The sequence below is a fragment of the Streptomyces sp. RLB3-17 genome (assembly GCF_007113425.2).
In the GTDB taxonomy this organism is placed as follows: Bacteria; Actinomycetota; Actinomycetes; order Streptomycetales; family Streptomycetaceae; genus Streptomyces; species Streptomyces mirabilis_D.
The window spans coordinates 5,008,010-5,030,389 of the sequence record NZ_CP041610.2; the positions used below are offsets into that span (position 1 = coordinate 5,008,010).

Sequence of the window (22,380 nt, forward strand, 5' to 3'; positions counted from 1 at the left end):
GTGAAGCTTGGGCTGCATCGTGGGACTCATGGGGCATGGATACGGGCATGCATGCCCCCACATACCTCGCCGCAGGGCTCCGGCTCCCCACGAACGGGCTCGACTACACGATCCTCGGCATCTACTTCGTCGTCGTGCTCGGCATCGGTTTCGCCGCCAAGGCCTCGGTCAAAACCAGCCTCGACTTCTTTCTCTCCGGGCGGTCGCTGCCCGCCTGGATCACCGGCCTCGCGTTCATCTCCGCCAACCTCGGCGCGACCGAGATCCTGGGGATGGCCGCGAACAGCGCGCAGTACGGCGTCTACACGGTGCACTGGTACTGGATCGGCGCGATCCCCGCCATGGTGTTCCTGGGCCTGGTGATGATGCCGTTCTACTACGGCTCGAAGGTCCGCTCGGTCCCGGAGTTCCTGCTTCTGCGCTTCGACAAGGCGGCGCACCTGCTGAGTTCGATCCTGTTCGCCTTCGCGGCGATCCTGATCGCGGGCGTCAACCTGTACTCACTGGCGATCGTGGTCGAGGCCCTGCTCGGCTGGCCGCAGTGGGTGGCGATCGTGATCGCGGGGTTCTTCGTCCTGGCGTACATCACGCTCGGCGGCCTGTCCTCGGCGATCTACAACGAGGTGCTGCAGTTCTTCGTGATCCTCGCGGCCCTGATCCCGATCGCCGCGCTCGGCCTGAAGCGCGTCGGCGGCTGGGACGGCCTGACCCACTCGCTCGACAAGAGCCACGGCAGTGACTTCACCACCGCCTGGGGCGGTACGGGCATCGGCCATGTGAACCCGCTGGGCGCGAACTGGCTGACCATCGTCCTCGGCCTCGGCTTCGTCCTCTCCTTCGGCTACTGGACGACGAACTTCGCGGAGGTGCAGCGCGCGCTCTCGGCGAAGAACCTGTCGGCGGCCCAGCGCACACCGCTCATCGCGGCGTTCCCCAAGATCTTCATCGTCTTCCTGGTGATGATCCCGGGCCTGGTGGCGGCGGTCCTGGTGCCCAGGATCGGCACGAGCGGCTCGAACCTCCAGTACAACGACGCGGTCCCGTACCTGATGCAGGAACTGCTGCCGAACGGCGTGCTGGGCATCGCGGTGACGGGGCTCCTGGCGGCCTTCATGGCGGGCATGGCGGCCAACGTCTCGTCGTTCAACACGGTGTTCACGTCGGACATCTGGCGGCGGTACGTCGTGACCGACCGGGAGGACTCCTACTACGTCCGCTTCGGCCGCCTGATCACGGTGATCGGCGTCCTGGCGTCGATCGGCACGGCCTTCCTGGCGTCGTCCTTCTCCAACATCATGGCCTACCTGCAGACCCTCTTCTCCTTCTTCAACGTGCCGATGTTCGTGGCCTTCATCGTCGGCATGTTCTGGAAGCGCGCGTCGGCGAAGTCGGGCTTCTGGGGGCTGTTGGCGGGCACGACGGCCGCGATGGTCAACTACTTCGTCATCTACAAGCAGGGGATCATCGCCATCCCCTCCGACCAGGGAGCCAACTTCGTCTCGGCGATCGCGGGCTTCGTGGCCGGCGCGGTGGTGATGGTCGCGGTCTCCCTCTTCACGGCCCCCAAACCGGCGGAGGACCTCCAGGGCCTGGTCTACGGCACCGTCTCCCCCGGCATGGCCGAGCCGCCGGCCGTGGGAGACGACGCGTGGTACCGCAGGCCGGCACTGCTGGGCTGGGGCGCGCTGATCCTGGCGGCGGCCTGCTACATCCCGTTCTCGTTCTGACGCAGGAGGCCTGAGCAACCATGTCCGACCACTATTCGGACCGTGATGTCCAGCGCGAGGTCACGGAGCTGGAGCATCAGTCCGCGACCGCGACCCGCCTCTTCGACATCCGCACCATCATCGGCGGCCTGTTCGTCGTCTACGGCGTCATCGTCACCCTGGCGGGCCTGACCGCCTCCAAGGCCGAACTCGCCAAGGCCCAAGGAGTCAACATCAACCTCTGGACCGGCCTCGGCATGCTCGCCCTGGGCATCTTCTTCCTGCTGTGGCTGTGGCTGCGCCCGCTGGCTCCGCCCGTGCCGTTGCCCGACGAGGAATGATCGCTCCAAGTGGTCGCCCGTTCACAGTAGCGGGCACCCGCGTGCGGATCATCTCCGCCGCACGCCTCTGACCTGCACCCTTCTTTCCATCGAGGGCGTCGGCGGCTGCCACGACCCGGAGTGAATAGGACAAATGGAGTTGCCGGTGGCCACGCCGCGAGGCCTCCTGAGCTGGGGGACACCTCCCCGGCTTCCTCACTCACACACAAAGAAAGGCGCGGAATGTTCCATCTCAAGCGCTTCGGGTCCGCTGTCGCGTCGGCCGCGGCCCTGGCATCCCTGTCCCTGGTCATAGCCCCGGCGGCCATGGCGGCCACGAACCCGCAGCCCGTCACGCCCGTCGTCCAGGAATCCAAGGGCCCGAAGCCCCCGACGCCCCCGATGCCGCCGATGCCGCCGATGCCGCCGACGACCCCGAGGGCCTGCGCCACTCTGAGCAGTGAGCTCGCCATGCAGTTGCAGGCCGCCGCGACGGCTCTGGCCGCCACGCCGACGCCCAACGTCGCCGCGGCCCAGGCGGCAGTCGCCGCAGCCCAGACCACGGTCGCGCAGCTCCGCGCCGCCGGGTGCCTCCCGGCAGCGCCTCCGACGCGGTCGACCTGCGCGACCCTCGCGATGCAGCTGCAGGCGGACCTGAAGGTCCTCACCGCCGCTCTGGCGGCCGTCCCGCAGGTCCCGGCCAACATCACCGCGGCGTTGAACGCGGTGCTCGCCACCGATGCGCAGCTCTCCGAGGCATGCACGTGACCCGTCGTTCACCGCACGCCGTGTCGGCGACTCACGAACACGCCTGACAACGCGGTCTGAACGAATGGCGTTGGGTCCGGCGGTACTTCACCGTCGAGCCCAACGCCTTTTGGGTACGCGGTCGACTCGCCACACCCTCGACGGGGTGACTACGTGGGCCGAGGGTCTTCCGTACTCCCCAGCACCGCCGTCATCGGCCCCGCCCGGTCCAGCAGCCCCGTCCGCGCGGCCAGGGCGGCCGCCTCCAGCCGCGATCCCACCCCCAGCTTCATCAGCACCCGCTGGACATGGGTCCTGGCGGTCGACGGGGCTATCCCCATACCGGCCGCGATGAGCCTCGTGTCCTCCCCGTCCGCGACCCTCACCAGGACCTCCACCTCGCGTGGGGTGAGCATCTGCAGGAGCCGCTGGCCCTCGTCGTCCGGTTGGGCGGCGGGGTTCAGCAGCTCACTGAAGGCGCCCTGGAGCAGGGCGGGGGCGACCGCCGCCTCACCCGCCCTCGCCTTCATGATGGCGCGCTCGACTCCCTCTATGCGCTCGTCGTGGCGTACGTAGCCCGACGCGCCCGCGGCGAACGCGGCGGCGATGCCGCGCGGGTTCGGGACCGGCCCCAGAACCAGGACCGCCACCTGCGGACGCTCCCGCTTGATCCTGATCACCGGGTCGAAGATTCCCGGCTCGGCGGGTGTCGCCGTGCCGATCAGGCACACCTCCGGTGCCCTGGTGATCACCAGCTCCGCCGCTCCCGCGGCGGGCGCCGCCGCGGCGAGCACCCGGTGCCCCCGCAGTTTCAACGCCGAGGCCAACGCCTCGGCGAGCAGTCGGTGGTCGTCGACCACCATGAGCCGCACTCCCATCGAGCAACCCCCCAGTCCCCCCAAGCATCCCCACTGGTTCCCCGTGGATTAGGAGCCCCCCGGCTCTCCATCCCCCGGAAGCTACACGCTTGTTCGACGTTGCGCTTCCCCTACTGGTGAGAAGTGCCCCGGAATATCGAAATTCCTCGCATTCGGGAGTGATGAGGGGTAAGCGAACGGCCCCGTCCCTGAGCTGGGACGGGGCCATGGTCAAAAGAAGTTGACCTACTGCGTGCCGAACGCGATCGCCAGGTACTCCTTCTCGGAGGTGCTGTACGGCTTGTGGGCGTAGATCGCGGACATGTAGAGGTGACCTTCGCTGTAAAGGATCTCCGCGTAGTCCGGGAGCATGCTCGTCTCCGCGTCGCGGACCGCCTGGGTCGCCGGGTTCTCCAGGAGCTTGGTCTCCTTGAAGGAGGTGCCGTCGATGCTCACGATCTGACCGCCCTTGTCGTAGGGCGGACGCTTGTACGCGAGGAGGTTGCCGCCGTCCATGCGCAGCGGGGAGATGTCGTAGCCGTCGCCCGCGTCCGCGCGCTGGCCGGTCTGCTTGCCGGTGCCCAGGTCGAAGGCGACGATCTCGTTGATCCGGCCGGACTGGCCGCCGTCGTGCTGCTCGGTCGGGATGTAGAGCCTGTCGTTGCCGACCGCCAGTTTCGCGCAGCCCTCGATCCTGGTGATGCCGTCGCACTTGGCGGCGTAGGTCTTGCCCGGCGCGGAGATCCTGGTGCGCAGTTGGCCGGTCTTGTTGTCGATGGAGAAGAAGTCCGAGATGCCGCTGCCGTCACCGGCGGAGTCGCCGACGTCGGCGGCCACCACCAGCGGGTTGGTCGACACGACGCTCGCGTACTCGATGCCGGGCGACATCTTGTACTCCGAGATCACCTTCCCGGACGTCGGGTCGATGGTCTGGATGTGCAACTGCCGCGTACTGCCGTACTCGCCGCACTTGCGGACCGCGACCAGCTTGTCGCCGCCGCCGTACCCTGCGTCGTAGCAGCTGTCCGTGGGCTTGGGTGCCCACAGCGCCTTGCCGGTGGAGATGTCGAACGCGGCGCCACCGTTGGTGCTGCCCACGGCGACGGTGTTCGCGCTGGTGGTCACGTTGTTGAGGCTGGTCTTCTGGTCACCGGACTTGACCGACTTCGTCCACAGCAGCTTGCCCGCGGCGAGGTCGAGGGCGGAGACCTCGCTGCAGCCGTGGGAAGGCTTCGCCTTGGTCGGCATGGCGGGCTCGTAGACGATCGCGGTCCGTCCGGAGTCGGTGGTGTGGCGGCTGGCCGTGCACACCGGGCCGGGGAGTTTGATCGTCCAGAGCTTGGCGCCGGAGTCGGGGTCGTAGCCGTTGATCTCGGCGTCGCCGCTCTTGGCGTACACCTTGTCGGTGAGCCAGGAGCCGACGGTGGACACGCTGCTCTCGGCGGGCACGGCGGGCGCGGGGACCTGGAAGAGAACCTTGGAGGTGGTGTTGGCGGGGACCTTCTCCTTGCCGGTGGAACCGGTGGTCCCGCCGCCGCCCGAGCCGCCCTTGCCTCCGGTGCCGCCGCTCGTACCGGAGGAGTTGTTCTTGCTGTCGTCCTTGCCGGAGTTCGCGTACCAGACCCCGCCGCCGATGATCAACGCGACGGCCACGACGGCCGCCACGATGATGACCACCTGGCTGTTCGGCTTCCGGCCGCCGCCCCCGCCCTGGGGAACCTGGGGCTGCATCGGGTAGGTCGGCGGCTGCTGCTGCTGCTGCGGATAGCCGTAGCCGTACGGGGGTCCCGGGGGCTGCGCGGGCTGCTGACCGGGGTAGCCGTACCCCGGCTGGGCCGGGGGCCCCGGCGGGGGCGCCTGCTGCGGGTAGCCGTAACCGGGACCCTGCGGAGGCTGCGGGGCGCCGAACCCGCCGGGCGGCGGAGCCTGCGGTGCGCCGAAACCGCCCGGCGGAGGGTCCTGGGGTGCGCCGAAGCCACCCGGCGGAGGGTCCTGGGGCGCGCCGAAGCCACCCTGTGGGGGCTGGTTCGGCGGTGGTGGGGGCGGCGGCTGGCTCATGACGTGTCTACCTCGGATGCGGATGCGTTGGGGACGGAGATGCGGGAGACGAAGAAGGTGGCGAACGGGGCGAAGGTGGCGTGAGCGTGCGTCACTTGCCGTAGGCCAGCATCAACTTCTCCTTCGACTGGTCGTTGCCCGTCAGCCGGGTGGTGGAGAGGTAGAAGCGCCCGTCCACGTAGTCGACCGCCTTCGAGAAGAAGCCGTTCTCGACCGACGCCGTGCCCTGCGGGTTCTGCAGCAGCTTGGTGGGCCGGTGACTGCTTCCGGTCGTGGGGATCGACACGATCTGCCCACCGGCGTCGTACGACGGCTCGACGTACGCGATCAACCGCGTGCCGTCCATCTTCAGCGGCAGCATCGACTCGTCGGCCGGGGACTTGACGCGCCACTTCTCCTTGCCCGTCGACAGGTCGAAGGCGACGATCTCGTTGGCGCCGCTCTTCGCCTCGGTCGGCAGATAGAGCGTGTTCGCGTCGGCGGCGGTGCCGAAACAGCCCGTCAGATCGCGGTCGAGGATGGCGAAACCGCACTCGGGCCTGAAGGCGTCGCTGCTCTTGAGCTGCGAACGGACGGCACCGTTGTCCTTGAACGTGGTGACGTTGACCTTCTTCTGGTCCTTGTTGGTCATGTAGATGACGACGGGGTCGACGGAGTACGTGCGCTCGACCGTCCAGCCCTTGGGGATCTTCGTGGTCCACTTGGCCTTGCCGGTGGCCGGGTCCAGCTGCTGCACCTCGTCGTGCTCGGTGTCGGTGGCGGCACCGCAGGAGGCGACGGACAGCAGCTTGGCGCCGCCCGCGAACGCGGCCGGGTAGCAGGCCTGGCCGTAGTTCGTCTTGTCCCAGAGCTTCTTGCCGCTGGTGATGTCGTACGCCGTGCCGGACTGCGAACGACCGACCATCAGCGTCTTGCCGGTGACCGACAGTTCGATGGTGAGCGTGCTGTCGAAGAGCGCTCCGTCGGCGACCTTGCCGCTCCAGCCCTTGGCACCGGTGCCGAGGTCTATCAGCTGGAGCTGGTTGCACTTGGCGTTGTCGCCGGCACCGCTCTTGTACGCCACGACGACCTTGTCGTCGGACGTCTTCTGCGGGGTGACCGCGCAGATCGGCTGCGGGAACGTGATCGGGTCCCAAGCGGGCTTGCCGTCCCCGACGTTGTACGCGAACACCTGCTTGTACGCGGCCTTCACCGCCGCCTTGTCGGTGATCCACAGGCCGGGGGCGTCGGCGCCGGAACCGGGGGCGTCGGGTGCCTGCTTGTACCAGAGCACCTTCGCCTCACCGGCCTGGCGGCCCGCGTTGAGGTTCTCGGGGTCCCCGCCACCGTTGCCGCTGCCGTCACCGGGGTTGACCGGATCGGCGGAGGAAGAGGCCTTCCCGCCCTTGCTGTCCTGGGCGACCGGCTTCTTGCCGTCGTCGCCGCCCCCGCCGCTGACGGCCCAGACCGTCCCGCCGACGACGAGCAGCGCGGCCACGGCGGCGCCGACGACCATGGCCGGCCGGCCTTTGAAGGGGCTCTTGGAACCACCGGGAGGAGGCGGAGGGGTACCCGGGCCGCCGGGATACTGCGCCTGGCCCGGATAGCCGTACCCGGACCCGTATCCGGGCTGCTGACCGTATGCGGGCTGCTGACCGTACGGGCCGGGCTGGGCGTACGGACCGGGCTGGGCGTACGGACCCGGCTGCTGCGGAGGCTGTGCGTACGGGCCCGCCGGCTGCTGCGGCGGCTGTGCGTACGGGCCGGGTTGGGCGTAGGGCCCGGGCTGCTGCGGATATCCGTAACCGGGCGCCGGCGGACCGGCGGGCGGAGGGGGCGTGCCCTGGGGCGCGTTGGGGGGTGCGCCGAACCCGCCCTGCGCCGGTGCCGCCGGTGGAACCGGTGGCGTCGACGGCGTCGGTGGCTGGTCCTGCGGTGCTCCGAAGCCACCCTGCGGCGGCTCACTCGGCGGCTGACTCATCAGCGCGTTCCCCCTAGTTCACTGATGTGGCGCCCCACCGGCGGCGCGGTCGGCGGCGCCGATTTCGCGCCACACCGGTGGTTCTCAGACTGTTCTCAGACGGACCTTTCTATCACTCTGGAGACCTCGAACAAGGGGCCGGTACTCCCCCTGTTCCCAAGGGAGGACCGGCCCGTGACGCCCTCGTTATGCGCCTTCACGCGCCCTTCACGGGACGCGCGCGCCGCCTTCCAGGGGCTTACGCGTCCTCAGCGAGCTCCAGCCAGCGCAGCTCCAGTTCCTCGCGCTCACCGATCAACTGACGCAGTTCGGCGTCGAGTTTGGCGACCTTCTCGAAGTCCGTCGCGTTGTCGGCGATTTGGGTGTGAAGCTTGTTCTCCTTCTCGGAGATCTTGTCGAGCTGACGCTCGATCTTCTGCAGCTCCTTCTTCGCGGCGCGGGCGTCGGCGGAGGAGGCGGCCCTGGCGGACGGCGCGGGCGCGGCGGCGAGTACGGCGGCCGCGGCGACCTCCTCCATGCGCTTGCGCCGCTCCAGGTACTCGTCGATCCCGCGCGGCAGCATCCGCAGGGTGCTGTCGCCGAGGAGCGCGAACACGTTGTCCGTCGTGCGCTCGATGAAGAACCGGTCGTGGGAGATCACGATCATCGAGCCGGGCCAGCCGTCGAGCAGGTCCTCCAGCTGGGTCAGCGTCTCGATGTCGAGGTCGTTGGTGGGCTCGTCGAGGAAGAGGACGTTGGGCTCGTCCATGAGCAGCCGCAGCAGCTGAAGCCGCCGCCGCTCACCACCGCTGAGGTCCCCGACGGGCGTCCACTGCTTCTCCTTGTTGAAGCCGAACGTCTCGCACAGCTGCCCCGCGGTCAGCTCGCGCCCCGTGCCCAGGTCGACCCGGTCACGGACGGCCTGCACGGCCTGTAGCACCCGCCAGGTCGGGTCGAGCTCGGCGACCTCCTGCGACAGATAGGCGAGCTTGACGGTCTTGCCGGTGCTGATCCGCCCGGCCACGGGCTGCGTCTCCCCGTCGCTGCGGGCGGCCTCGGCCATGGCGCGCAGAAGGGAGGTCTTGCCGGCTCCGTTCACCCCCACGAGCCCGACCCGGTCGCCGGGCCCGAGCTGCCAGGTGAGGTGCTTGAGCAGGACCTTCGGGCCCGCCTGCACCGTCACGTCCTCAAGATCGAAGACCGTCTTGCCGAGGCGCGAGCTGGCGAACTTCATCAGTTCGCTCTTGTCGCGGGGCGGCGGCACGTCCGCGATCAGCTCGTTGGCGGCCTCGACGCGGAAGCGCGGCTTGGACGTACGGGCGGGGGCACCGCGCCGCAGCCAGGCCAGCTCCTTGCGCACCAGGTTCTGCCGCTTGACCTCCTCGGTGGCGGCGATGCGCTCACGCTCCGCGCGCGCGAAGACGTAGTCGGAGTACCCGCCCTCGTACTCGTACACCGCGCCCTTCTGCACGTCCCACATGCGGGTGCAGACCTGGTCGAGGAACCACCGGTCGTGGGTCACGCACACCAGCGCCGACCGACGCTCCCGCAGGTGCTGGGCGAGCCAGGCGATGCCCTCCACGTCCAGGTGGTTGGTGGGCTCGTCGAGGATGATCAGATCCTGCTCCTCGATGAGCAGCTTGGCGAGCGCGATACGGCGGCGCTCACCGCCGGAGAGCGGGCCGATCACCGTGTCGAGCCCCTGTGGGAACCCCGGCAGGTCAAGGCCGCCGAACAGTCCCGTCAGGACGTCCCTGATCTTGGCGTTGCCCGCCCACTCGTGGTCGGCGAGGTCCCGGATGACCTCGTGCCGGACAGTGGCGGTGGGATCGAGGGAGTCGTGCTGGGTCAGCACTCCCAGATGCAGCCCGCCGGAGTGCGTGACACGGCCGGTGTCGGCCTCCTCCAGCTTGGCGAGCATGCGGATGAGGGTGGTCTTGCCGTCGCCGTTCCGCCCGACCACACCGATCCGGTCGCCCTCGCTGACGCCGAGGGAGACTCCGTCGAGCAGGGCACGGGTGCCGTACACCTTGCTGACGGACTCGACATTGACCAGGTTGACGGCCATTTCTCTCCTGAACAAGGGGGACGATCGACCCTCAAGGGTAGTCCGGCTCCCTCACCTCCCGAGCCACACGGGTGCGTCCTGCGGTTGCGGGTGGCTCCCTCGGCTGCGGGTGGTCGGGGCCTGGGGTGCAGCCCCGGCCCCCAGGGGCGCGGGGAACCCCGCGACCGGCCCCCACCGGCCCGTGGACAACGCGCCGCGCCACATACTTACGCGGCCGCGGGCCGAATACTCACGCGGCTAGAGACCGACCGCGTCCCGCCCGCTCCACCAGCAGCCACCCCGCGAGCGTCATCGCCACGGCGACCGGAGCCGTCACCCGGACCGCGACCAGTACCGCCGTACGCCCCTCCAGCAACCCGCCGAACCCGACCATGGAGAGCCCCAGCACCCCGAAGAGGCACAGCGTCACGCCGAGCGCGGCGGCCGGCCGCGCACCCGCGGGCGACACCCCCGACTCCCCCAGGACCACGGCAGAGGGCTGTTCGAACCTCCGGAACACGGTGACGAGCAGGGCCGTCACCGCACCGGCCACCACCACCCGCACCGGCACCTGGGCCCACCACACCCCCGTCGCGGGCTCCGGCAGCCGTACACCGAGGGCCAGCAGCGCCCCGTACACACCGAGCATCGCGGTCAGGTGCCACAGGAAGGCGGTCATGGACACGCCGTTGGCCGCGACGACCGCACGCCACACCCGTGGCCGGCGCAGCCACCGCCGCGCGGGGCCCCGCAGCGACTCCACCCCGCCGACCAGCCACAGCCCGTGGCACAGCAGCGCGAAGGTGGGCGGCGCCATGTTGGAGATCTTCTCGCCGGGCATCCCCACCATGGACAGTGGATACGGCCCGTACGCCACCAGCAGCACCGCCCCGGCGAGCCCGGCGCCCGCGAGGAGGTACGGGCGTCGCAGCTTCCCGTCCGCGCGCAGGAATCCGAGCTGGTGGACGGCGAGCCAGACGAAGGCGAAGTTCAGGAACTCGACGTACGGCACCCCGAACCCGAACCGCAGCACGTCCACGAGCCCGGCCGCGGCGGCGAGCCCGCCGAACGCGCCCCACCCGTATCGCTCGTGCAGCCGTAGCAGCGGCGGGGTGAAGGCCACCATCGCCAGATAGATCCCTATGAACCACAGCGGCTGGGCGACGAGTCGCAGCGACACGTCCAGCAACCCGCCCTCCTTGCCCGCGAGTTGCAGAGCGAGCGCGAGCGCTCCCCACACGCCGATGAACACCACGGTCGGCCGCAGCAGCCGCTGCAACCGGGCGCGCAGGAACACGGAGTAGAGAGCCGCTCCCCCGTTCTTCCCGTCCTCCCCGTTCTCCCCGTTCTCCCCGGCCTTGCGTCGCAGCGAGCGGTACGACAGCGCGTGCGAGAAGCCGCCGACGAAGAAGAAGACGGGCATGACCTGGAGGGCCCAGGTGAGCAGTTGGAGGCGGGGCTCCACGGCGAGCAGGTTCCCGACCTCGGCCCGTCCGTCGCCGCGCACCGACACGGCGGCCATCAGCCAGTGCCCGAGCACCACCGTGCCGAGCGAGGCGACCCGCAGCAGGTCGACGTACTTGTCGCGCGAGGCGGGTGTGGCCTCGGCGAGGGCGTGAGCGCTTGATGCCATACGAGTACGGTCGCGCCGTCCGCCGCTACGGCGTCAGCGCGCCCGTACTCAATTCGCCTCTGAGTACCGGGTGCCCGTGACGTGTACCGGGTGCCCGTGACGTGCTGCTCGGTACCGGGTGCCCGTGACGTGTCCGTGCGGGTCAGACGACCGTCGCGCCGGGGGCGGGGCCGTCGGTGACCCGTACCGTCCGGCAGGTGCCGGAGGCGCGCAGTGTGTCGGCGACCGCGCGCGCGGACTCGGCGTCCGCCGCGAGGAAGGCCGTGGTCGGCCCCGAGCCGGAGACCAGGGCCGCGAGCGCACCGGCGTTCCGCCCGGCGGCGAGCGTGTCGGCGAGGGCCGGGAAGAGGGAGAGCGCGGCGGGCTGGAGATCGTTGGAGACGGCGCGGGCGAGGGCCCCGGCATCCCCCTTGGCCAGCGCGTCGAGCAGCTCCTGCGAGGCGACCGGCTCCGGGATCCGCACGCCTTCGTTCATCCGGTCGAACTCCCGGAAGACCGCCGGGGTCGACAGCCCGCGCTCGGCGATCGCGAAGACCCAGTGGAAGGTCCCGCCGACCTCCAGCGTCCGCAGCTGCTCGCCCCGTCCGACACCCAGCGCCGCCCCGCCCACCAGGCTGAACGGCACGTCACTGCCCAACTCGGCGCAGATGTCGAGGAGTTCCTCACGGGAGGCGTTCGTCCCCCACAGGGCGTCGCAGGCGAGCAGCGCGCCGGCGCCGTCGGCGCTGCCGCCCGCCATGCCGCCCGCGACGGGGATGTCCTTGGCGATGTGGAGGTGGACCCCCGGTTCGACGCCGTACCGGCGGGCGAGTTCGAGGGCCGCGCGGGCCGCCAGGTTCGTGGCGTCGAGGGGGACCTGGTCGGCGTCCGGGCCCTCGCAGGTGATCCGCAGCTCGTCGGCCGGCGTCACGGTGACCTCGTCGTACAGCCCTACGGCGAGGAAGACGTTGGCCAGGTCGTGGAAGCCGTCGGGGCGGGCGGCGCCGACGGCGAGCTGGACGTTGACCTTGGCGGGGACACGTACGGTCACGACGTCCGTGCCCGTGCCCCTGCCCGTGTGCGTCGTGGGCTCGGTCTTCGACTCCGTCACGGCTGAGCGCTCTCCTCGTTCTCGGCCTTGCTCTCGGCCTTGCTCTCGGCCTTGTTCTCGGCCTTGTTCTCGGCGATGCGGGCGAACTCCTCCACCGTCAGCGACTCCCCGCGGGCCTGCGGTGAGACCCCGGCGGCGACGAGCGCGACCTCGGCGGCGGCCGCGGATCCGGCCCACCCGGCGAGGGCGGCGCGCAGCGTCTTGCGCCGCTGGGCGAAGGCGGCGTCGACGACCGCGAAGACCTCGCGCTTGGAGGCCGTGGTCCTGATGGGCTCGGCGCGCCTGACGAGCGACACGAGGCCGCTGTCGACGTTCGGCGCGGGCCAGAAGACGTTCCGTCCGATGGAGCCGGCCCGCTTCACGTCGGCGTACCAGTTGGCCTTGACGCTCGGCACGCCGTACACCTTCGAGCCGGGGTCGGCGGCGAGCCGGTCGGCGACCTCGGCCTGCACCATCACCAGCGTGCGCTCGATGGTCGGGAAGGTGTCGAGCATGTGCAGCAGCACGGGGACGGCGACGTTGTACGGAAGGTTCGCGACGAGGGCGGTGGGGGCGGGGCCGGGGAGCTCGCTCACGTGCATGGCGTCGGAGTGCACGAGTGCGAAGCGGTCGGCGCGGGCCGGCGTACGGGCGGCGATGGTCGCCGGGAGTGCCCCCGCGAGTACGTCGTCGATCTCCACGGCGACGACCCGGTCGGCGGCCTCCAGCAGCGCGAGGGTCAGCGAGCCGAGGCCGGGGCCCACCTCGACGACCACGTCGTCCGCCCGCACGCCGGCGGTGCGCACGATGCGGCGCACGGTGTTGGCGTCGATCACGAAGTTCTGGCCGCGCTGCTTGGTGGGCCGCACGCCGAGGGCACCCGCGAGCTCGCGGACGTCGGCGGGGCCCAGGAGGGCGTCGGAGGTGGGGCTGTTCACGCCCCAAGCGTACGGGTGCGACGGCGCGAGCCGTTTTCCCAGACCCCGGGTGCGTTGTTCGACCGCGGGTGAGTGGGGGCTGATCGCGCAGTTCCCCGCGCCCCCGAAGGGGCGCCGCGCGCCCGTCAGTCGTGGAGGTGGGCTCCGCAGTGGGGCCACGGGCTCGTGCCCCGGCGGACGTACAGCTTCTTCGCCCGGCGGGTCTGCTCCGCGGCCGGGGCGTCCTGGGGCCGCCCGGACCCCCCGAGCGTGTGCCAGGTGTGGGTGTCGAACTGGTACAGGCCGCCGTAGGTGCCGGAGGGGTCCACGGCGCCGGGGCGGCCGCCGGACTCGCACTCCGCGAGCCCGGACCAGTTCAGATGGTCCGCGGCCTGCGTGGAGTCGGGCCGCGGCTTCGTACCGACCCGCACCACCTGTCCACGCGGCTCCCGGACCACCTCGTCCCCGACCCTCCACGGCTTCTGCCTGACCCCGTTGACGGTCCGCACCTGGTAGGTGACCCGCCGGGTCCCGGGCTCCCCGGCCCGGTCGACGACCTCGGTGCCGTGGAACAGCGAGGGGTCGTTCGTCCGTGTCGTCCGGAAAGGGATCGCCTCCTCGCGGACCTCCTGGGAGCCGGTGATCCGCATCACGCTGACCGTCTGCCCGTCCCGGGGGAAGCTCCCTGACGGGACGGACGTCGTGTCCTCGCCGTGGAGGGTGATCCCGGCCTCCTCGACGGCCTCGCCGACGGTCGCCGCGTTCGTCCGGATCGTCCGTGCCCGCCCGTCCGCCATGATCGTCACCGTCCGCTCGGTGCGGACGTCGAGCGTGAGGCCCTGACGGCCGATGCGCTGGGAGCGCGAGGTCGACAGGTACGCCCCCTCGGCGCGCACCCCGAGCTGCTGGAGCGCCCCGTCCACCGTGTGCGCCGTCGTCCACACCTCGTGCGGCTGTCCGTCGAGGGTGAGCCGCACGGGCCGCCCGTAGTGGACCGCGATCTCGTCACCGCTGGTCAGCTCGGCGCCGGGGGCGGGCGCGACGACGTCGTGCGCGCCGACGCGCACGCCCTCCTCGGCGAGCAGTTCGGTCACGTCGTCGGCGAAGGTGTGCAGCGTGCGCGCCTTCCCGTCGACGCTGAGCTCGATGGCCTTGTCGCTGGCGACGAAGGCGGAGGCGCCGCCCGCGAGGAAGGCGACGACCAGCGCCTGGGGCAGCAGCCGCAGCGGGTCGGGACGCTCGGCGGTGCGCCGACGCCGGGCCGCGCGCCGGGCGGCGGCCCGCCCGCCGGACCGGGGCTCCTCCGCCGGGTCCCCGAGCGCCTGCGTCCGCACCAACGTCGGCGTCTGCCGGGGCAGTATCGGCTCGGTCGGCGCCTCGGACACCGCCAGTGACTCGTATGCGGGCCGGTAGGTGTCCACGTAGCCGCCGCGGTCCGGGCCTCCGACACCGTACGGCGGCTGCCCACCAGTTCCTCGGTCCTCGAACGACGTTCCAGTCAGGCCAAACGTCTCGTACTGCGAGTTGCTCACGACAACACGATCCAGGGGGGTCCGGTGGAGTAAAAGGGGCGCCCGGAGGGCTCGTTCAGGGTGGCGGTGGGAGACGGGCGGGCGACCAGAACCTAGCGGAGCGGTCGTCACTCTCCCAAGCAACGCGGCTACGCTGTGTCGCGACACTGCCCTGAGGTGTGACCCCTAAAAATGGCCGGAAGCGTTATCCCTCAGTAACCGAAGGCCCGCGCCGTGTTCGCCGAGAGCGCCGTCGCCAGCGTGTCCTCGTCGATGCCCCGCACGGCCGCCATGGCGCGCACCGTGACCGGAATGAGATAGGGCGCGTTAGGCCGTCCGCGGTACGGGGCCGGGGTCAGGAAGGGCGCGTCGGTCTCGACGAGCACGAGCTCCAGGGGGGCCACGGCCAGCGCGTCGCGCAGGGGCTGGGCGTTCTTGAAGGTCATGTTTCCGGCGAAGGACATGTAGTACCCGGCCTGGGCGCAGATTTCCGCCATCACCGCGTCGCCGGAGTAGCAGTGGAAGACGGTCCGCTCGGGCGCGCCCTCCTCCTTCAGGACGCGCAGCACGTCGGCGTGCGCGTCCCGGTCGTGAATGACCAGGGCTTTTCCGTGCCGCTTGGCGATCTCTATGTGGGCGCGGAAGGAGCGCTCCTGGGCGGCCTTGCCTTCGGGGCCCGTACGGAAGTAGTCGAGCCCGGTCTCGCCGACGCCCTTGACCTGGGGAAGGGCGGCGAGGCGGTCGATCTCGGCGAGGGCCTCGTCCAGGGCACCGTCGCCGCCGGGCCGCCGCGCGCCCTGGCGGGACCAGCCGTCGGGGTCACCGTGCACGATACGGGGCGCCTCGTTGGGGTGCAGCGCGACGGTGGCGTGGACGGCCTCGTAGGCGGCGGCGGTCTCGGCCGCCCAGCGGGAGCCCTTCAGGTCGCAGCCGACCTGGACGACCGTGGTCACGCCGACCGAGGCGGCCTTGGCGAGGCCTTCCTCGACGGTGCCGGACTGCATGTCGAGGTGGGTGTGCGAGTCGACGACGGGGACGCGCAGTGGCTCGGGGAGCGGTGGTGCTTCGGTCTTGTCGGAGGGCATGCCCCGATCCTACGAAAGGGGCACACCGGACCGGACCTCACCCGGGCGAGGTCACCGCGCTCCCGCGATCAGCCCGCCTTGCGGTGGTGGAAGGGGTGCAGGAGGTCGGAGAGGTGCCAGTGGTGGGGTTCCCTGGGCAGGGCTGGCTGGTCGACGGCCTCGCCGTGGGCCTGCTCGCCGTGGGCCTGCACCGGTCGGTGCGTGTGCTGGTGCATGGAGTTCTGGACGGAGGACACCTGTCCGGCGCGCATGATGCGCACCACGTGTCCGTCGCAGTTCTGGCAGGAGGGCCGGCTCAGCGGCGACGGCACGACATGGCCGTCCGCCACGTACATCACGAACTCGCCGCCCTCGGCGTCGCGGTGGTGCTCTATCTCGAACGACTGCTCCCAGCCGTGCCCGCAGCGCATGCATGCGAAGGAATACGACTCGTTGACGACGGCGGTCGCCGCGCTGCGGTTGCCGGTCTGCCCTGCGATCTCACTCATGCCAGCTCCTGCTGTTCCGCTGGACAAGCGCCCCCGGTCGGCGGGGGCGAGGGACGGGTACGTCCCTTCAACCAGTGGACGCTTCTCCGGGCGGGAACGCATCAGGCCTGTCGACTATTGGAGTCGTTTTGGCCTTTCCTTGTCGGAATGCCTCGGAGACACGGCCTGAGCTTTGCTTTCCGTGCGGGCCCTTTGCTCTTCTATGGGGCGCTGTGCGCCGCGTTCTTTGCCGCGACCACCGCGTCGAAGACGTCGCGCTTGGGAATTTTGGCCTCGGCCGCGACCGCCGCGATGGCCTCCTTGCGGCGCTCTCCCGCCTCCTCCCGCACCCGCACCCTGCGCACCAGTTCGCCCGCGTCCAGTTCCTCGGCGCCCTTCTCCGGCGCGCCCTCGACCACCACCGTGATCTCCCCGCGTACGCCCTCGGCGGCCCAGGCCGCCAGCTCGCCCAGCGGTCCGCGCTTGACCTCCTCGTACGTCTTGGTCAGCTCGCGGCAGACGGCGGCCCGCCGCCCGTCCCCGAAGACCTCGGCCATCGCGGCGAGGGTGTCGTCGAGGCGGTGCGGGGCCTCGAAGTAGACCATCGTGCGGCGCTCGCCCTCGACCTCCCGCAGCCGGGACAGCCGCTCGCCCGCCTTCCTCGGCAGGAACCCCTCGAAGCAGAACCGGTCGACGGGCAGCCCGGACAGCGCGAGCGCGGTGAGCACGGCGGACGGGCCGGGTACGGCGGTGACCTTGATGTCCTTCTCGACGGCCGCGGCGACCAGCCGGTACCCGGGGTCGGAGACGGACGGCATCCCGGCGTCGGTCACCAGCAGCACGCGCGCCCCGCCGACCAGCGCCTCGACGAGTTCGGGCGTGCGGGCGGCCTCGTTCCCCTCGAAGTACGACACCACGCGCCCGGTGGGCTGCACGCCCAGCGCCTGGGTCAGCCGGCGCAGCCTGCGGGTGTCCTCCGCGGCGACGACGTCCGCGTCCGCCAGCTCCTGGGCGAGCCGGGGCGGGGCGTCGGCCACGTCGCCGATGGGGGTGCCGGCCAAAACAAGGGTTCCTGTCACGGTTCCATCCTCGCAGGGGCATTCGGCGGCAGCCGCATCCACCCATTAGGCCCGTGCACGGGACTCCCACAGACCTGTTCCCTACGATGGCGCGGTGACCAGTACCGCGTCCTCCACGGACACCCGGCAGGGCCAGGCAGCCGAAGAACGGCGGCCGTCGTGGCAGCAGCGGCTGCGCCGCTTCGGATACAACGCACCACCCAGAAGCGATGTGCGTGATCGGCTCGTGCCGCCGTACGCCGAGCCCAGCCCCCGGATCTGGGCTGCGTTCGGGCTGCGCCACGAGGTCGCGGAGCGCATCACGCGCTGGTCGGGCTGGGGCGGCCCGCTGCTCGTGACCCTGATGGCGGGGCTGATGCGGTTCTGGAACCTGGGCAGCCCGAAGGCGGTGATATTCGACGAGACGTACTACGCCAAGGACGCCTGGGCGCTGATCCACCGCGGGTACGAGGTCAACTGGGACAAGAACGCCAATGACCTGATCCTGCAGAACAGCGGGCACGTAGGCATCCCCTCGGACGCCGCCTATGTGGTGCATCCCCCGGTCGGCAAGTACGTCATCGGGCTCGGCGAATGGATGTTCGGCTTCAATCCGTTCGGCTGGCGTTTCATGACGGCGCTGCTCGGCACGCTGTCGGTGCTGCTGCTGTGCCGGATCGGGCGCCGGATGTTCCGCTCGACGTTCCTGGGCTGTCTCGCGGGTGCGCTGATGGCGGTGGACGGGCTGCACTTCGTGATGAGCCGCACCTCGCTGCTCGACGGTGTGCTGATGTTCTTCGTGCTGGCGGCCTTCGGCTGCCTGATCGTGGACCGCGACCGCGCGCGTGCCCGACTGGCGGCCGCCCTGCCGACAGACGCGGACGGGCTCGTACGCCCCGACGCGCACATCGCCGAGTCCACCCGCCTCGGCTGGCGCCCCTGGCGCTGGACGGCCGGTCTGATGCTGGGCCTGGCCCTCGGCACCAAGTGGAGCGGCCTGTACGTCCTCTTCGCGTTCTGCCTGATGGCGGTCCTGTGGGACGTCGGCGCGCGCCGGGTCGCGGGCGCCCGCCACCCGTACATGGCGGCCCTCAAGCACGACACGGGCATCACGTTCCTCGCGACGGTCCCGGTGGCGATCGCCACGTACTTCATCTCCTGGACCGGCTGGATCCTCTCCCCCACCAACGGCAAGGGCGGCTACTTCCGCAACTGGGCCGCGACCGACGGCAAGGGCGGCAGCTGGACCTTCCTGCCCGACTGGCTGCGCAGCTTGTGGCACTACGAGCACGAGGTGTACGAGTTCCACGTCGGCCTCTCGTCACCGCACACCTACCAGTCGAACCCGTGGAGCTGGATCGTCCTGGGCCGCCCGGTCTCGTACTTCTACGAGTCCCCGCTGCCCGGCAAGGACGGCTGCCCGGCGGACGCGGGCGGCAAGTGCGCCCGCGAGGTCCTGGCCCTGGGCACACCCCTCCTCTGGTGGGCCGCCTGCTTCGCGATCGTCTACGTCCTGTGGCGCTGGGCGTTCCGCCGCGACTGGCGGGCGGGCGCGATCGCCTGCGGCATCGCGGCCGGCTACCTCCCCTGGTTCATGTACCAGGAGCGCACGATCTTCTTCTTCTACGCCATCATCTTCGTCCCGTTCCTGTGCCTGGCGGTCGCCATGATGATCGGCGCGATCCTCGGCCCACCCGGCTCCACGGAACGCCGCCGCGTCATCGGCGCGGCGAGCGCGGGCGTCCTGGTCCTCCTGATCGCCTGGAACTTCATCTACTTCTGGCCCCTGTACACGGGCACGGCGATCCCCATAGACCAGTGGCGCTCCCGGATGTGGCTGGACACCTGGGTCTAGCTGGGCAGACGTAGCAAGGGGGCGCGGCAATCTGCCGCGCCCCCTTGGTCGTTGTTGGCCGTTGACGGTTGTCGTTGGTCGCCCTCGCACGGCCCGAGGACGGCCCAGCTCTGGACCCGGGAGATTTACGGACCGCGCGGCAGTCAGAACGTGAGCAGGGTCTTCGGCCGCGAAAAGCCCTGGTTCCCCATGGATGCCCCAGAGGCTCACTCAGGGTCGGGTGCGGACCGCCGGCCGGCGAGCCGCACCGACTGTGAATCTAGACCCCTGGGCGCGGCGGTGTGCCGGTCACCTCACCCGGATGAAGTTGTAGGCGAGGCCGTCGAGGCCGGGGGTGCGGTCTACGAAGGTAATGCCGCGCCAGGCAACGACCGAGAACGTGCGCGGGTCCTGGTCGAGCAGGCCGTCCTCCTGGGACATGATCTTCCGTGAGCAGGTCCGGTGCGTGGTGCGGGTGAGCGGGTACAGCGTGACGTGCTCGCCTGCGAAGGCGGCCCGGCCCTTGAAGCCGTTGCAGCCTCCCTTTCCGGTGACCGTGCCGTCCCGGTGGAAGACGAAGTAGACCTCTTTGCCGGCCGTCATGTCGACGGGGGTGTCGGCGACGTTCAGATATTCGATTCGCCACGGCGCTCCGAAGAGCCCCTGAGGCCACAGCATTTGCAGCGCGACATAGTCGCCCCTCTGGTTCTTCAGGGTCATCGAGAATTCGTCGACCCGCTCGGCCACCGCCAGGGGGCCGCCGGTGAAGATCTTCCGCATCCGCTGCTCGAAGGCGCGCTCCTTCGCCGGACACGCGTCGTCCGGCGTCGCCCCCGACGTGTCCGTACCGACGGTGAGCGTCGTGGCGGTGACCGTGGCCGACGACTTGAACGGCGTGCATCCGTAGTCGCCCACGGCCGTGTTGTCGTAGCCGAACTCGACCCACGCGCCGGCGTCCGGCGGTGCGTCGATGTTGCGCCCGTCGACCGTGACCCAGTCGACCCGCCAGCGTGCGCCCAGGAGCCGCCCGCCGTAACCGCCCGGCCCGGTCGGCATGGTCCACGGCGTGGGCCGGTCCGGGGCCTTCCCCCCGCTCCCCGCCCGGGGCGAGCACGCGGTGACGGTGAGCAGAGCGACGAGCAGTGCGCCGAGAAAGGCGCCGGTCCGGTACATGCGCATGCCGGTTCAGACCTCCGACCCACCTTCGGGGTTGCCCCGTCAGGGCCACAGCAGTTGCCGCGACCACCCCTCCGAGTCGTTCTTGCGACGGTAGGCCAGACGTACGTGCCTGCGGGCCGTATCGCCCTGGAAGAACTCCACATCCTCGGGCGGGAGGCGGTACAGCGTCCAGGTCGCCGCCGCGGCGTGCGGCTCCCGCCGGGCCCGCCCGTGACCGCGTCCCTGTCTGGCCCTCGCGACCTCGACGTGCGTCTCCGCTGATGCGAGCGCTGACATCCAGGTGGGCTGAGAGCTCGGCAGCTTTACAGTCCCCTCAAGATCGGGCCCTCAAATCCCGCTTGACCAGGCCCTTTATGGGATGCATGAGCGGGGCACTCGATCCCCGTCCACATCACGTTCGATACGACCCCGCCGACGTCCGCGCCTACGTCGCCCAGCGCAAGAACGACGACCAGGCACCGCCGCCTGATACGGCCAGACACCGCGCACCGCACCGCTTCCCCGGGGAGGGCCACGCCGTGGCCCTCCCTTCTCCTTGCCCAGAAGGGACCGCCGCCGCATGGCAGGCCACATTCAAGACCGCTGGTTCAAGAACGAGACCACGCCCGACGGCAAGTCCGCGGTGAGACGGTCGGTGAGGGTGGGGTCTTCCTTGCCGAGCCACGACACGCGCATGCCCCCGACGGCACCGAGAAGAGCAAATCGTTCCGCGACAGGGAAAAGCGGCTCGCTGAGAAGTGGCTCACCCACATCGAGGCCGACATGTCGCGGGGCCAGTACGTTGACCCGCGCACCGCGCGATCCACCTTCCGGCAGTACGCGGAACGCTGGGTGAAGACGCACACGGGCGAGATCAACAGCCGGGAGGCAGCGGAACGGCGGCTCCGCCTGCACGCGTACCCGCACATCGGGACTCGCCCGCTCGGTTCGTTCAAGCCGGAACACATCCGAGACTGGATCGCCGCCCTGGAAGACACCGTGCCGGCGGAATCGCACCGCCGCATCATCGTCGGCACCGTCTCGGCAGCGCTAAGCGCGGCGGTCGATGACGGACTCCTGAGCAAGAACCCCTGCCGCGCCCGAACGGTGCAGCTTCCGAAGCCGGGCAAGCCGCGCGTCACCCCGTGGACGGCAGACCAGACGTTCGGCGTGCGGGCCGCCCTCGAACAGCGCTTCCGGGCTGCTGTCGACACCGGAGCGGGATGCGGGTTGAGGCAAGGGGAGATCTTCGGCCTCTCAGAAGACGAACTCGACTACGAGGGTGGTTGGCTGGCCGTAGGTCACCAGCTCAAGCGCATCCGCGGTAAGTACGTGTTCGCGCTGCCGAAGGGCGGCAAGGTTCGTGACGTGCCGCTGCCGAAGGCCGTGAGCGCCGCCCTTCGGGACCATGCCAAGGAGTTCCCTCCGGTCGATGTGACGCTCCCCTGGCGTACGCCGGACGGCCCGCTCGTGACGAAACGACTCCTGTTCAGCGGGGTCGAAGGCAACCACGTGCGCGTGAGCAACTTCAACGACCACCACTGGAAGCCCGCTCTGGCTGCTACAGGCATCATCCCGGCGCGGGAGGCGGGCGAGCGGTACGCGTCGGCCCCCGAGCACGGGATGCACGCGCTCAGGCACTTCTACGCGTCGGTGCTGCTGGACGCGGGCGAGAACATCCGTGCCCTGAGTCAGTACCTCGGTCACAGCGATCCGGGGTTCACGCTGCGGACGTACACGCACCTGATGCCGAGTAGCGAGGGACGCACGCGAAAGGCTGTCGACAGCCTCTATCTGGCCTCCACTCCGCAAGATCACGGCCCAGAGACGGCCCAGGCAGCCTGACACGGCCCCGATCAGTGCCAAACGCCCTGGTCGGGGCCGCATCAGGGCGTATCTCGCAGACTTCATCTACTTCTGGCCCCTGTACACGGGCACCGCGATCCCCATAGACCAGTGGCGCTCCCGGATGTG

At 70.3% G+C, this 22,380-nt stretch carries 16 protein-coding genes and 2 pseudogenes; 5 read left to right on the plus strand and 13 right to left on the minus strand.

The window, feature by feature from the left end; translation table 11 throughout:
• Positions 1-47: 47 nt before the first annotated feature.
• The 3 genes from FNV62_RS22715 (at position 48) to FNV62_RS22725 (ending at position 2,794) form a co-directional block, all read left to right on the plus strand.
• On the plus strand, positions 48-1,727 hold the full coding sequence (locus FNV62_RS22715) for a sodium:solute symporter family protein (RefSeq protein WP_179858195.1): 1,680 nt from the start codon (positions 48-50) through the stop codon (positions 1,725-1,727).
• Between the two features lie 20 nt (positions 1,728-1,747).
• Positions 1,748-2,047, plus strand: a complete 300-nt coding sequence (locus FNV62_RS22720; RefSeq protein WP_060899045.1) for a hypothetical protein — start codon at positions 1,748-1,750, stop codon at positions 2,045-2,047.
• A gap of 222 nt (positions 2,048-2,269) precedes the next feature.
• The gene (locus tag FNV62_RS22725) at positions 2,270-2,794 is read left to right on the plus strand and encodes a hypothetical protein (RefSeq protein WP_097285053.1); all 525 of its coding nucleotides are present in this window, start codon (positions 2,270-2,272) and stop codon (positions 2,792-2,794) included.
• Positions 2,795-2,943: 149 nt separating this feature from the next.
• Here FNV62_RS22725 and FNV62_RS22730 read toward each other — a convergent pair whose 3' ends face one another.
• From FNV62_RS22730 to rsmI, 11 genes are all read right to left on the minus strand, one after another.
• Positions 2,944-3,651, minus strand: coding sequence for a helix-turn-helix transcriptional regulator (locus tag FNV62_RS22730; protein ID WP_079090104.1), 708 nt, complete (start codon positions 3,649-3,651; stop codon positions 2,944-2,946).
• A 225-nt stretch (positions 3,652-3,876) separates the two neighbouring features.
• Positions 3,877-5,688 (minus strand): PQQ-binding-like beta-propeller repeat protein, encoded by a 1,812-nt coding sequence (locus tag FNV62_RS22735; RefSeq protein WP_144315588.1) that lies wholly within the window; start codon positions 5,686-5,688, stop codon positions 3,877-3,879.
• Positions 5,689-5,779: 91 nt separating this feature from the next.
• Positions 5,780-7,648, minus strand: a complete 1,869-nt coding sequence (locus FNV62_RS22740; RefSeq protein WP_054233037.1) for a PQQ-binding-like beta-propeller repeat protein — start codon at positions 7,646-7,648, stop codon at positions 5,780-5,782.
• Between the two features lie 238 nt (positions 7,649-7,886).
• Positions 7,887-9,695: an ABC-F family ATP-binding cassette domain-containing protein gene (locus FNV62_RS22745; protein WP_143601899.1), complete on the minus strand. Its 1,809-nt coding sequence runs from the start codon at positions 9,693-9,695 to the stop codon at positions 7,887-7,889.
• A 229-nt stretch (positions 9,696-9,924) separates the two neighbouring features.
• A complete protein-coding gene (locus FNV62_RS22750) occupies positions 9,925-11,307 on the minus strand; it encodes an acyltransferase family protein (protein WP_143626956.1) in 1,383 nt (460 codons plus the stop codon).
• 142 nt (positions 11,308-11,449) lie between these two features.
• Positions 11,450-12,397 (minus strand): 4-(cytidine 5'-diphospho)-2-C-methyl-D-erythritol kinase, encoded by a 948-nt coding sequence (locus tag FNV62_RS22755; protein WP_225900334.1) that lies wholly within the window; start codon positions 12,395-12,397, stop codon positions 11,450-11,452.
• On the minus strand, positions 12,394-13,314 hold the full coding sequence (rsmA, locus tag FNV62_RS22760; protein WP_144315589.1) for a 16S rRNA (adenine(1518)-N(6)/adenine(1519)-N(6))-dimethyltransferase RsmA: 921 nt from the start codon (positions 13,312-13,314) through the stop codon (positions 12,394-12,396). The genes FNV62_RS22755 and rsmA overlap by 4 nt, the downstream gene beginning before the upstream one ends.
• 125 nt (positions 13,315-13,439) lie before the next feature.
• Positions 13,440-14,825 carry a resuscitation-promoting factor gene (locus tag FNV62_RS22765; RefSeq protein WP_225900335.1) on the minus strand — a complete coding sequence of 462 codons (1,386 nt, stop codon included), beginning with the start codon at positions 14,823-14,825 and terminating at the stop codon, positions 13,440-13,442.
• A 191-nt stretch (positions 14,826-15,016) separates the two neighbouring features.
• Complete coding sequence (locus tag FNV62_RS22770) at positions 15,017-15,889, minus strand: TatD family hydrolase (protein ID WP_143626960.1); 873 nt, start codon at positions 15,887-15,889, stop codon at positions 15,017-15,019.
• A 68-nt stretch (positions 15,890-15,957) separates the two neighbouring features.
• Positions 15,958-16,377, minus strand: coding sequence for a hypothetical protein (locus FNV62_RS22775; protein WP_143626962.1), 420 nt, complete (start codon positions 16,375-16,377; stop codon positions 15,958-15,960).
• Between the two features lie 200 nt (positions 16,378-16,577).
• Positions 16,578-17,435, minus strand: coding sequence for a 16S rRNA (cytidine(1402)-2'-O)-methyltransferase (gene rsmI, locus FNV62_RS22780; RefSeq protein ID WP_097285061.1), 858 nt, complete (start codon positions 17,433-17,435; stop codon positions 16,578-16,580).
• A 94-nt stretch (positions 17,436-17,529) separates the two neighbouring features.
• On the opposite strand from rsmI, the gene FNV62_RS22785 reads away from it, so the two are divergent.
• Positions 17,530-19,269 carry a dolichyl-phosphate-mannose--protein mannosyltransferase gene (locus tag FNV62_RS22785; protein ID WP_097285062.1) on the plus strand — a complete coding sequence of 580 codons (1,740 nt, stop codon included), beginning with the start codon at positions 17,530-17,532 and terminating at the stop codon, positions 19,267-19,269.
• A gap of 288 nt (positions 19,270-19,557) precedes the next feature.
• Here FNV62_RS22785 and FNV62_RS22790 read toward each other — a convergent pair whose 3' ends face one another.
• Together FNV62_RS22790 and FNV62_RS22795 are read right to left on the minus strand one after the other, a co-directional pair.
• Complete coding sequence (locus FNV62_RS22790; protein ID WP_144315590.1) at positions 19,558-20,427, minus strand: META domain-containing protein; 870 nt, start codon at positions 20,425-20,427, stop codon at positions 19,558-19,560.
• Between the two features lie 39 nt (positions 20,428-20,466).
• Positions 20,467-20,670: pseudogene (locus FNV62_RS22795) on the minus strand (pyridoxine 5'-phosphate oxidase C-terminal domain-containing protein); the annotation flags it as partial.
• A gap of 316 nt (positions 20,671-20,986) precedes the next feature.
• On the opposite strand from FNV62_RS22795, the pseudogene FNV62_RS22800 reads away from it, so the two are divergent.
• A pseudogene (locus FNV62_RS22800) lies at positions 20,987-22,251 on the plus strand (tyrosine-type recombinase/integrase).
• The last annotated feature ends 129 nt before the right edge of the window (positions 22,252-22,380 follow it).

Coding starts and splice junctions, on each gene's coding strand:
- FNV62_RS22745 (WP_143601899.1), bottom strand. CDS start 9,695: ATGGCCGTCAACCTGGTCAATGTCGAGTCCGTCAGCAAGGTGTACGGC.
- FNV62_RS22730 (WP_079090104.1), bottom strand. CDS start 3,651: ATGGGAGTGCGGCTCATGGTGGTCGACGACCACCGACTGCTCGCCGAG.
- FNV62_RS22750 (WP_143626956.1), bottom strand. CDS start 11,307: ATGGCATCAAGCGCTCACGCCCTCGCCGAGGCCACACCCGCCTCGCGC.
- FNV62_RS22770 (WP_143626960.1), bottom strand. CDS start 15,889: ATGCCCTCCGACAAGACCGAAGCACCACCGCTCCCCGAGCCACTGCGC.
- FNV62_RS22715 (WP_179858195.1), top strand. CDS start 48: ATGCATGCCCCCACATACCTCGCCGCAGGGCTCCGGCTCCCCACGAAC.
- FNV62_RS22725 (WP_097285053.1), top strand. CDS start 2,270: ATGTTCCATCTCAAGCGCTTCGGGTCCGCTGTCGCGTCGGCCGCGGCC.
- FNV62_RS22740 (WP_054233037.1), bottom strand. CDS start 7,648: ATGAGTCAGCCGCCGAGTGAGCCGCCGCAGGGTGGCTTCGGAGCACCG.
- FNV62_RS22735 (WP_144315588.1), bottom strand. CDS start 5,688: ATGAGCCAGCCGCCGCCCCCACCACCGCCGAACCAGCCCCCACAGGGT.
- FNV62_RS22790 (WP_144315590.1), bottom strand. CDS start 20,427: ATGCGCATGTACCGGACCGGCGCCTTTCTCGGCGCACTGCTCGTCGCT.
- FNV62_RS22775 (WP_143626962.1), bottom strand. CDS start 16,377: ATGAGTGAGATCGCAGGGCAGACCGGCAACCGCAGCGCGGCGACCGCC.
- FNV62_RS22720 (WP_060899045.1), top strand. CDS start 1,748: ATGTCCGACCACTATTCGGACCGTGATGTCCAGCGCGAGGTCACGGAG.